The organism is Psychrobacter sp. 1Y4 (assembly GCF_051847555.1).
In genome coordinates, this window is the sequence record NZ_JBPYDE010000082.1 from 1 (window position 1) to 1,298 (window position 1,298).

At 44.5% G+C, this 1,298-nt stretch carries 1 protein-coding gene; it reads left to right on the top strand.

Features of this window, described 5'->3' with window-relative positions; genetic code table 11:
- Window positions 1–161: 161 nt before the first annotated feature.
- A partial coding sequence (locus tag ACS8FC_RS14320; RefSeq protein WP_439297250.1) for an imelysin family protein occupies window positions 162–1,298 on the top strand: 1,137 nt, incomplete at its 3' end.

A 1,298-nucleotide genomic window follows, 5' to 3' on the forward strand; every position in this document is an offset into this window, starting at 1 on the left:
ATAATTTGTTAGTGTTTTATTACTGAATAGTTACAAGCTTAATAATATGCGATAAGCATGAATATACGAAATCAAATCAGCTGATTAAGCCGTGATTTGATAATCGATATGATGGAAGCCATTTAACCAAAACGAATTTTGCTATCTCTTTGAGGATTTGTATGACGATTACCACAGAAACACGCCGTAAGATTTTACCAACTACTTTAGCTGTTGCACTTGCAGGATTGTTAATGGTATCGGGCTGTACCAAAAAAACCGAAGAAGACACTGCTGCTACTGAGACGCAGACAGAGGTTGTAAGCACAGAAACAGGCGACAATACAGAGATATCAGCTGCCGAAAAAGCACATATTGATAGACTGGTTATCAGCTATGCAAACATGGCACACGCCGCCTATAAAGACTCGCTAGATACTGCTAAGGCATTACAAGCAGCGGTAGATACGTATGTCGCAACGCCAACTCAAGCCAACCTTGATGCGGCAAAAGCTGCCTATAAAGCTGCGCGCCAGCCGTACTCACAGACGGAAATTTTCCGTTTTGATGAAGGGTTTGTGACAGCAAATGATAAGCGCGCTATCAATAGCATCGATAGTTGGGAAGGTCAGATCAATGCATGGCCACTGGATGAAGCGCTGATCGATTATGTCAGTGATGACTATGAAGGCGAATACAACAGTCAAGAAAACATCATCAATAGCGACAGCATTACGGTCGGTAGTACCAAGCAAGATACCAGCACAATTACACCTGAGCTGCTTGCAGAAATGAACGAGATTGGTGGTAGCGAAGCCAATGTAACGACTGGCTACCATGCGATTGAGTTTATGCTATGGGGTCAAGATACCAATGGTGTAAAAGAAGGCGCGGGTAATCGCCCAGTCACCGACTATATGACACAAGCTGGACAATGTACCAGCGGGGATACGGTCAATGAAGATGCTAGTATTTGTGAGCGCCGCGGTGAGTTTTTAAAAGCCGCTACTCAATTATTGGTGGATGATTTAACCGCAATGGAAGCCCAGTGGCAGCCTGATGCCGAAAATACTTTACGCAGTGATTTGATGGCGCGTAAATATGACAATGGCCTGCGTCAGATTATGTACCAAATGGGCAGTTTAGCATTGGGTGAGTTGGCTTCTGAGCGTATGCAGGTCGCTTTTGTTACAGGGTCTACCGAAGATGAGCACGAATGCTTTAGTGACTTGACGCATCTGAGCTATGCCAATAATGCCCGCGGTATCCAAAATGTCTTTAATGGTAGCTACCAGACCGTCGCTGGTAAAACAGTCGGT